Origin of the sequence: Pseudomonas sp. (assembly GCF_049590575.1) — a bacterium.
GTDB lineage: Bacteria > Pseudomonadota > Gammaproteobacteria > Pseudomonadales > Pseudomonadaceae > Aquipseudomonas.
This window is the reverse complement of record NZ_JBAWDE010000363.1, coordinates 1-6,973: the sequence shown is the minus strand read 5'-3', so window position 1 is coordinate 6,973 and position 6,973 is coordinate 1. Positions and strand designations below refer to the sequence as shown.

General features: G+C 62.8%; 8 protein-coding genes. All 8 read left to right on the top strand.

Annotation, left to right across the window (positions count from 1 at the left end; all coding sequences use genetic code 11):
- On the top strand, positions 1-771 hold a 771-nt coding region (locus tag WBR57_RS25020), incomplete at its 5' end, for a flagellar M-ring protein FliF C-terminal domain-containing protein (RefSeq protein ID WP_424087607.1).
- Positions 764-1,783, top strand: a complete 1,020-nt coding sequence (gene fliG, locus WBR57_RS25015; RefSeq protein ID WP_010563975.1) for a flagellar motor switch protein FliG — start codon at positions 764-766, stop codon at positions 1,781-1,783. The genes WBR57_RS25020 and fliG, both read left to right, overlap by 8 nt.
- A 10-nt stretch (positions 1,784-1,793) precedes the next feature.
- Positions 1,794-2,558 carry a flagellar assembly protein FliH gene (fliH, locus tag WBR57_RS25010; protein ID WP_424087604.1) on the top strand — a complete coding sequence of 255 codons (765 nt, stop codon included), beginning with the start codon at positions 1,794-1,796 and terminating at the stop codon, positions 2,556-2,558.
- On the top strand, positions 2,548-3,906 hold the full coding sequence (fliI, locus tag WBR57_RS25005; protein WP_424087602.1) for a flagellar protein export ATPase FliI: 1,359 nt from the start codon (positions 2,548-2,550) through the stop codon (positions 3,904-3,906). The genes fliH and fliI overlap by 11 nt, the downstream gene beginning before the upstream one ends.
- Positions 3,907-3,909: 3 nt before the next feature.
- Positions 3,910-4,359, top strand: coding sequence for a flagellar export protein FliJ (gene fliJ / locus WBR57_RS25000; RefSeq protein ID WP_424087600.1), 450 nt, complete (start codon positions 3,910-3,912; stop codon positions 4,357-4,359).
- A 66-nt stretch (positions 4,360-4,425) separates the two neighbouring features.
- Positions 4,426-4,731: an STAS domain-containing protein gene (locus WBR57_RS24995; protein ID WP_424087598.1), complete on the top strand. Its 306-nt coding sequence runs from the start codon at positions 4,426-4,428 to the stop codon at positions 4,729-4,731.
- A complete protein-coding gene (locus WBR57_RS24990; protein WP_424087596.1) occupies positions 4,728-6,446 on the top strand; it encodes an ATP-binding SpoIIE family protein phosphatase in 1,719 nt (572 codons plus the stop codon). The genes WBR57_RS24995 and WBR57_RS24990 overlap by 4 nt, the downstream gene beginning before the upstream one ends.
- A gap of 30 nt (positions 6,447-6,476) precedes the next feature.
- Entirely contained in the window at positions 6,477-6,821 is a 345-nt protein-coding gene (locus WBR57_RS24985) for an Hpt domain-containing protein (protein ID WP_424087594.1), read from the top strand.
- The last annotated feature ends 152 nt before the right edge of the window (positions 6,822-6,973 follow it).

Genomic DNA, 6,973 nt, shown 5'->3' with positions numbered 1-6,973 from the left:
CCGCAAACCACCGGTGGCGCCGCGGCCACGGCGGGCGCGATTCAGCCTGGCCAGCCATTGCTGGACGCCAACGGTCAGCAGATCATGGACCCGGCCACCGGCCAGCCGATGCTCGCCCCGTACCCGGCGGACAAGCGTAACCAGTCGACCAAGAACTTCGAACTCGACCGTTCGATCAGCCACACCAAGCAGCAACAGGGCCGTGTCAATCGCCTGTCGGTGTCGGTAGTGGTCGATGATCAGGTCAAGATCAACCCGGCCGATGGCGCAGTGACCCGTGCGCCGTGGAGCGCCGACGAATTGGCGCGCTTCACGCGCCTGGTGCAGGACGCCGTCGGTTTTGACGCCAGCCGTGGTGACAGCGTCAGCGTGATCAACATGCCGTTCTCCGCCGAGCGCGGTGAAGTGATCGCCGAAGCCGCGTTCTATACGCAGCCGTGGTTCTGGGACATCGTCAAGCAAGTGCTGGGTGTGTTGTTCATCCTGGTGCTGGTGTTCGGTGTGTTGCGTCCGGTGCTCAACAACATCACCGGTAACGGCAAGAAACAGCTCGCGGCCTTTGGTGGCAGCGACGTCGAGTTGGGTGGCATGGGCGGCCTGGATGGCGAACTGGCCAACGACCGCGTCAGCCTCGGCGGCCCGCAAAGCATCCTGTTGCCAAGCCCGAGCGAAGGTTACGACGCTCAGCTGAATGCAATCAAAAGTCTGGTGGCAGAAGACCCGGGTCGTGTGGCCCAGGTCGTGAAAGAGTGGATCAACGCAGATGAGTGATAATCGAGCCGCTGTTGCCAAGCTCACCAAGGTCGACAAAGCCGCTGTGCTGCTGCTGTCCCTCGGTGAAACCGACGCCGCCCAAGTGCTGCGGCACATGGGCCCTAAAGAGGTCCAGCGAGTGGGCGTGGCCATGGCGCAAATGCGCAATGTGCACCGTGAGCAAGTCGAACAGGTGATGAGCGAGTTCGTCGAGATCGTCGGCGACCAGACCAGCCTGGGCGTCGGCTCCGACAGCTATATCCGCAAGATGCTGACCTCGGCCCTGGGCGAAGACAAAGCCAATGGCCTGATCGACCGCATCCTGTTGGGCGGTAACACCAGCGGCCTCGACAGCCTGAAATGGATGGAGCCGCGTGCCGTCGCCGACGTGATCCGCTACGAGCACCCGCAGATCCAGGCCATCGTGGTGGCGTACCTCGACCCCGACCAGGCCGGTGAAGTGCTCGGCCACTTCGACCATAAAGTGCGCCTGGACATCATCCTGCGCGTGTCGTCGTTGAACACCGTGCAGCCGGCGGCGTTGAAAGAACTCAACACGATTCTCGAGAAGCAGTTCTCGGGCAACTCGAATGCCTCGCGCACCACCCTGGGTGGTATCAAACGCGCGGCCGACATCATGAACTTCCTCGACAGCTCGGTCGAAGGCCAGTTGATGGACTCGATCCGCGAGATCGACGACACCCTGTCCGGCCAGATCGAAGACCTTATGTTCGTGTTCAACAACCTCTCCGATGTCGACGACCGTGGCATCCAGGCGCTGTTGCGTGAAGTGTCGTCGGATGTGTTGGTGCTGGCCCTCAAGGGGTCGGACGAAGGCGTCAAGGAAAAGATCTTCAAGAACATGTCCAAGCGTGCTTCCGAACTGTTGCGCGACGACCTCGAGGCCAAGGGCCCGGTGCGCGTCAGCGACGTGGAAACCGCGCAGAAAGAAATCCTCACCATTGCCCGCCGTATGGCCGAAGCCGGAGAAATCGTTCTCGGCGGGAAGGGCGGCGAAGAAATGATTTAAGGCGCCACTCATGTCGAACAAAGATGAGGCACCCAGCGATCTGATTCGCGCACGGGATGTCGGCGGGTTCGACATCTGGTCGTTGCCCAGTTTCGACCCGCATGTGCCGGAGCCTGAGCCCGAGCCGGTAGAAGAGTTGCCGGCGGAAATGGAAGAGGTGCCGCTGGATGAAGTCCAGCCACTGACCCTGGAAGAGTTGGAAAGCATCCGCCAGGAGGCCTACAACGAAGGCTTCGCGGCGGGTGAAAAAGACGGTTTTCGCAGCACCACGCTGAAGGTGCGCCAGGAGGCCGAGGAGGCGCTGAGCGTCAAGCTGGCCAGCCTGGAACGCTTGATGGACACCCTGTTCGACCCTATCGCCGAGCAGGATGCGCAGATCGAAAAAGCCATGGTCGGCCTGGTCGAGCACATCGCCCGCCAAGTCATCCAGCGCGAACTGGTGCTGGACTCCAGCCATATCGAAAGCGTGATGCGCGAAGCCCTCAAGCTGCTGCCCCTGGGCGTCGGCAACGTGCGGCTGTACATCAACCCGCAGGATTTCGAACAGGTCAAAGCCCTGCGCGAGCGCCATGAAGAAACCTGGCGCATCGTCGAGGATGCGGCGCTGCAGCCCGGTGGTTGCCGCGTCGAGACCGAGCACAGCCGCATCGATGCCACGGTGGAAACCCGTATCAGCCAGATCATGGCCAAGCTGCTGGACCAGGTGCATGAGCAGGTCCTGAACCCGGCCGAGCCTGACCTGAGCGTGGACCTGGACGCCGCCGATGCGCCTTGACCGCACCAGCTTCGCCAAGCGCCTGAGTGGCTATACCGAAGCCACCGAGTTGCCCGGCCAGCCGATCCTCGAAGGGCGCCTGCTGCGTATGGTCGGCCTGACCCTCGAAGCCGAGGGCCTGCGCGCCGCCATGGGCAGCCGTTGCATGGTGATCAACGACGACAGCTACCACCCGGTGCAGGTCGAAGCCGAAGTCATGGGCTTTTCCGGCAGCAAGATTTTCCTGATGCCTGTGGGCAGCCTGGCGGGCATCGCGCCCGGCGCCCGCGTGGTGCCGTTGGCCGACACCGGTCGCCTGCCGATGGGCATGAGCATGCTCGGCCGCGTGCTCGATGGCGCCGGTCGCGCGCTGGACGGCAAGGGCGGCATGAAGGCCGAAGACTGGGTGCCGATGGACGGCCCGACCATCAACCCGCTCAACCGCAACCCGATCAGCGTGCCGCTCGACGTGGGCATTCGCAGCATCAACGGTTTATTGACGGTCGGCCGCGGCCAGCGTCTGGGGCTGTTCGCCGGTACCGGCGTGGGTAAGTCGGTATTGCTCGGCATGATGACGCGCTTTACCGAAGCCGACATCATCGTGGTCGGGCTGATCGGCGAGCGGGGTCGTGAGGTCAAGGAGTTCATCGAGCACAGCCTCGGTGAAGAAGGCCTCAAGCGCTCAGTCGTGGTCGCGTCGCCGGCGGACGATGCGCCGTTGATGCGTTTGCGCGCCGCGATGTACTGCACGCGCATCGCCGAATATTTTCGCGACAAGGGCAAGAACGTCCTGTTGCTGATGGATTCGCTCACGCGTTTCGCCCAGGCCCAGCGGGAAATCGCCCTGGCCATTGGCGAGCCGCCGGCCACCAAAGGCTACCCGCCGTCAGTGTTCGCCAAGCTGCCCAAGCTGGTGGAGCGCGCCGGTAATGCCGAGGCCGGTGGCGGTTCGATCACCGCGTTCTATACGGTATTGTCCGAAGGCGATGACCAGCAGGACCCGATTGCCGACTCGGCGCGGGGCGTGCTCGACGGTCACATCGTGCTGTCGCGGCGCCTGGCGGAGGAGGGTCACTACCCGGCCATCGACATCGAAGCGTCGATCAGCCGGGTGATGCCGGCCGTGGTCACGCCGGAGCATATGGCCCGCGCGCAGCATTTCAAGCAGTTGTGGTCGCGCTACCAGCAGAGCCGCGACTTGATCAGCGTCGGCGCCTATGTGGCCGGTGGTGATCGCGAAACCGACCTGGCCATCGCCCTGCAACCGCAGTTGGTGACTTACCTGCGCCAGGGCCTCAACGACAAGATCAGCATGGGTGAAAGTGAAGCGCACCTGGGCTCGATCTTCGCCCCGGCGCCAGGCGGCTAAGCCATGGCCAGCAGCCGTTCCTCGCGCCTGGCGCCGGTGGTCGACATGGCTGAAAAAGCCGAAAAGACCGCTGTGCAGCGCCTGGGTTACTTCCAGGGCCAGGTGCGCCTGGCGGAAAGCAAGCTGGGCGACCTTGAGCGTTTTCGCGGCGAGTACCAACAGCAGTGGATCGAGCGCGGCACCAAGGGTGTATCGGGCCAGTGGCTGATGGGCTACCAGGGCTTCCTCAATCAGCTCGAGACGGCCGTCGGCCAGCAGCGCCAGAGCCTGGCGTGGCACCAGAACAACCTCGACAAGGCGCGCGAAAGTTGGCAGGCGGCGTTCGCCCGCGTCGAGGGTTTGCGCAAACTGGTGCAGCGCTACATCGACGAAGCGCGGGCGATTGAAGACAAGCGCGAGCAGAAATTACTCGATGAACTGTCCCAGCGCCTGCCGCGCAAAGACGTTTACTGACAGTTGCCCACCGCCCCATCACCTGCTACACCTTGTGTCTATTGCCAATGACAAGGAAGCAGTTGCATGTCAGTCGAGTCAGAAGTATCCCCGGACGGGAAGAAGTTGACGATCGCTATCAAGGGCCGGTTCGATTTCGGCAGCCACCAGACGTTTCGTGAGGCCTACGAGCGGTTCTACAAGGACCCTCAGCTGTATGTCGTCGACCTGAAAGACACCACCTACATGGACAGTTCCGCCCTGGGCATGCTCTTGCTGCTGAGGGATCATGCCGGCGGCGAAGCGGCGCAGGTCCGGGTGATCAACAGCAATTGCGATGTGCGCAAGATCCTCGCCATCTCCAACTTCGACAAACTGTTCGACATCAGTTGAGCGTCCTGGCCCCCGTGCTTGAGGCGCTGACGATCCTTATTGCCGAGGACAGCGCCGCCGACCTGTTGCTGCTGTCGACCATCGTGCGCCGCCAGGGCCATCAAGTGCTCACCGCCAGCAACGGCGAGGAAGCGGTCGAGGTGTTTACCCGTGAGCGTCCGCAACTGGTGTTGATGGACGCGCTGATGCCGGTGATGGATGGCCTGGAAGCCGCGCGCCGGATCAAGCAGTTGGCGGGTGAAGCGCTGGTGCCGATCATTTTCCTCACCTCCTTGCGCGAAAGCGAAGCCCTGGCCCACTGTCTGGATGCCGGTGGGGATGACTTCCTGCCCAAGCCTTATAACCAACTGATCCTGGCGGCAAAGATCAACGCCATGGACCGCCTGCGCCGGTTGCAGGCTACGGTCCTGCAGCAGCGCGACCTGATCGCCAAACACCACGACTATCTGTTGCAAGAGCAGCGGGTGGCCAAGGCGGTGTTCGACAAGGTCGCGCATTCCGGTTGTATCAACGCCGCGCCGAATATCCGCTACCTGCAATCGCCCTATGCGTTGTTCAACGGCGACCTGCTGCTGGCTGCCTATACGCCGTCGGGAGACATGCATGTGCTGCTCGGCGACTTCACCGGGCACGGCTTGCCGGCGGCGGTGGGGGCCATGCCGCTGGCGGAAGTGTTCTACGGCATGACTGCCAAGGGCTACGGCCTGGCGCAAACCCTGCGGGAGATGAATGCCAAGCTCAAGCGCATCCTGCCGGTGGACATGTTTTGCTGCGCCACCCTGTTGTGCCTGAGCACGCAACGGCGGGTGGTCGAGGTGTGGAACGGCGGCATGCCCGACGGCTACGTGCATGAAATCACCAGCGGCAAGCGCACGCCGCTGGCGTCGCGGCATTTGCCGCTGGGGGTGCTGTCGGCGGACGCGTTTGATGACCGTACCGAAGTCTGGCCGATGGCGCTGGGCGACCGTGTGTTCCTGCTTTCCGATGGCGTGCTCGACACCGCCGATGCCAACGACCAGCTATTTGGCGCCAAGCGTTTGCAGCAGGTATTCGCCGCCAACCGCGAGCCCGACCGTTTGTTCGAGGACATCGAACAGGCGCTGGCGGCGTTTCGCGGCGAGGCGCGGGATGACGTGAGCATGGTCGAAATCACCCTGCAGCCCGGCCAATCCCTGCGCGCCACCGGGCCGTTGTATGCCGACAGCGGCCAGTCCTGCCCGCTGGATTGGTCGGTGAGTTTCGAGTTTCGCGCCGAGACCCTCAAGCGCTACAACCCGTTGCCGTACCTGTTGCAACTGCTGCTGGAGATCCACGGCCTGCGCGAGCAGAGCGGGGCGCTCTACAGTGTGATGGCGGAGTTGTATTCCAACGCCCTGGAACATGGCGTGCTGGGCCTGGACTCGCGGCTCAAGCGCGATGCCCAGGGGTTTGCCGAATACTATCGCCAGCGCAACACGCGCCTGGCGCAACTGAACAGCGGTTACGTGCGCGTGCATGTGCAGGTGGTGCCCACCCAGACGGGCGGCAAGATGACGTTGCGGGTGGAAGACAGCGGCCCCGGCTTCGACGTGGAGCAAGTGCTGGCGCGGCCGCTGGATATCGACCGACTGTCCGGCCGGGGCTTGAGCCTGGTGCGTCAATTGAGCAGCGATGTCCGCTGGTCCGATGGCGGACGCAGTGTCTGCGTGGAGTTTTGCTGGGGGGCTCTGGCATAATCCGCCGATTCTTGATCAAGGAGCGAGCAAGTGGTTGATATACATCTGGACCCGGACGTGTTGTCGGGGTTGCGGGAGGTCATGGAGGGTGAGTATCCCAAGCTGCTAGATACCTTTCTTGACGATTCCCAGAAGCGGGTCGAAGCGTTGCGCAAGGCACGCGATGATGCCAAGGCGCTGGGGCGGATTGCGCACAGCTTCAAGGGCAGCAGTGGCAATCTGGGGGCGGTGCGGTTGGCGCAGTTGTGTCAGCGGTTGGAGCTGGAGTCGGTTGAGTCCTCCGTGGATCTGGGGGCGTTGGTGGATCTGATTGATCGGGAGTTTGCTTTGGTTCGGCCGATGTATGAGTTGGAGCGGGGGCGGTTTGGGGTTTGAGGTTTTGGTTTTGGTTTTGAGGACATATCCGTTGCTGCGGTAACGGCTTCTTATGGTTCCGCTCTTACAGCGGCTCACTTTTTGAGGGACCAAAAAGTAAGCAAAAAGTCCTCGCCCCAACACTCGGCACCTCGCCTAGGCTCGGTGTGCCC

Bases quoted from the DNA above. Each gene is read 5' to 3' on its own strand.
- fliG (WP_010563975.1), top strand. From the start codon at position 764: ATGAGTGATAATCGAGCCGCTGTTGCCAAGCTCACCAAGGTCGACAAA.
- fliH (WP_424087604.1), top strand. From the start codon at position 1,794: ATGTCGAACAAAGATGAGGCACCCAGCGATCTGATTCGCGCACGGGAT.
- fliI (WP_424087602.1), top strand. From the start codon at position 2,548: ATGCGCCTTGACCGCACCAGCTTCGCCAAGCGCCTGAGTGGCTATACC.
- fliJ (WP_424087600.1), top strand. From the start codon at position 3,910: ATGGCCAGCAGCCGTTCCTCGCGCCTGGCGCCGGTGGTCGACATGGCT.
- WBR57_RS24995 (WP_424087598.1), top strand. From the start codon at position 4,426: ATGTCAGTCGAGTCAGAAGTATCCCCGGACGGGAAGAAGTTGACGATC.